Origin of the sequence: Janthinobacterium rivuli (genome assembly GCF_009208735.1) — a bacterium.
Lineage (GTDB): Bacteria > Pseudomonadota > Gammaproteobacteria > Burkholderiales > Burkholderiaceae_D > Janthinobacterium.
The window spans coordinates 1-1,378 of the sequence record NZ_WFLJ01000045.1 but is presented as its reverse complement, the minus strand read 5'-3'; the positions used below and the strand labels follow the sequence as shown (position 1 = coordinate 1,378).

Sequence of the window (1,378 nt, the reverse complement as noted above, 5' to 3'; positions counted from 1 at the left end):
TCTTATCCTCTGTACCTGCTAAGGTTATAGGGACAAGCCGTACGGGCAATTAGTACTGGTTAGCTTAATGCATTACTGCACTTCCACACCCAGCCTATCAACGTCCTGGTCTCGAACGACCCTTCAAAGAGCTCAAGGCTCTGGGAAATCTCATCTCAAGGCAAGTTTCCCGCTTAGATGCTTTCAGCGGTTATCTCTTCCGAACTTAGCTACCCGGCAATGCCACTGGCGTGACAACCGGTACACCAGAGGTTCGTCCACTCCGGTCCTCTCGTACTAGGAGCAGCCCCCTTCAAATTTCCAACGCCCACGGCAGATAGGGACCAAACTGTCTCACGACGTTTTAAACCCAGCTCACGTACCACTTTAAATGGCGAACAGCCATACCCTTGGGACCGGCTACAGCCCCAGGATGTGATGAGCCGACATCGAGGTGCCAAACTCCCCCGTCGATATGAACTCTTGGGAGGAATCAGCCTGTTATCCCCAGAGTACCTTTTATCCGTTGAGCGATGGCCCTTCCATACAGAACCACCGGATCACTATGTCCTACTTTCGTACCTGCTCGACTTGTCAGTCTCGCAGTTAAGCACGCTTATGCCATTGCACTATCAACACGATGTCCGACCGTATCTAGCGTACCTTCGAACTCCTCCGTTACACTTTAGGAGGAGACCGCCCCAGTCAAACTGCCTACCATGCACTGTCCCCGATCCGGATAACGGACCAAGGTTAGAACCTCAAACAAACCAGGGTGGTATTTCAAGGTTGGCTCCACGAGAACTAGCGTCCCCGCTTCAAAGCCTCCCACCTATCCTACACAGATTGGTTCAAAGTCCAATGCAAAGCTACAGTAAAGGTTCATGGGGTCTTTCCGTCTAGCCGCGGGTAGATTGCATCATCACAAACATTTCAACTTCGCTGAGTCTCGGGAGGAGACAGTGTGGCCATCGTTACGCCATTCGTGCAGGTCGGAACTTACCCGACAAGGAATTTCGCTACCTTAGGACCGTTATAGTTACGGCCGCCGTTTACTGGGACTTCAATCAAGAGCTTGCACCCCATCATTTAATCTTCCAGCACCGGGCAGGCGTCACACCCTATACGTCCACTTTCGTGTTTGCAGAGTGCTGTGTTTTTATTAAACAGTCGCAGCCACCAGTTTATTGCAACCCTTTCACCCTCATGGAGTAAACCAATCAAGCTACCGGGGCGTACCTTTTCCCGAAGTTACGGTACCAATTTGCCGAGTTCCTTCTCCCGAGTTCTCTCAAGCGCCTTAGAATACTCATCTCGCCCACCTGTGTCGGTTTGCGGTACGGTCTCGTATGACTGAAGCTTAGAGGCTTTTCTTGGAACCACTTCCGATTGCTTCGTG

Annotated in this window: 1 rRNA gene; it reads right to left on the bottom strand. The window is 51.3% G+C overall.

Annotated features, from left to right (window positions below):
- Window positions 1-28 precede the first annotated feature (28 nt).
- Window positions 29-1,378: ribosomal RNA gene (locus GCN78_RS29510) — 23S ribosomal RNA — on the bottom strand; the annotation flags it as partial.